Source organism: Alkalibacterium sp. s-m-28 (assembly GCF_054658175.1).
Genome location: NZ_BAAGIQ010000369.1, coordinates 1 through 274, shown reverse-complemented (window position 1 = coordinate 274; position 274 = coordinate 1). Strand labels below are relative to the sequence as shown.

Genomic DNA, 274 nt, shown 5'->3' with positions numbered 1-274 from the left:
ACGGTAGCTAACTTAAGACGTTTAAACAATTTAAGTAGTGACGTGATTCGAATTGGTCAACGATTGGTTGTGGGTGAAGCACAGGTAACACCGACACCTGTGTCAAACCAAAGAACACATACGGTTGTACGTGGGGACACCTTGTCACATATTGCCGTTGCAAACAATACAACGGTAGCTAACTTAAGACGGTTGAACAATCTAAGCAGTGACGTGATTCAAATTGGTCAACGATTGGTTGTGGGTGGAGCACAGGCAACACCAGCGCCAACAC

At 45.3% G+C, this 274-nt stretch carries 1 protein-coding gene; it reads left to right on the top strand.

What is annotated here, in order from left to right; all coding sequences use genetic code 11:
* A partial coding sequence (locus ACYQ4S_RS12645) for a LysM peptidoglycan-binding domain-containing protein (protein WP_459771535.1) occupies positions 1 to 274 on the top strand: 274 nt, incomplete at both ends.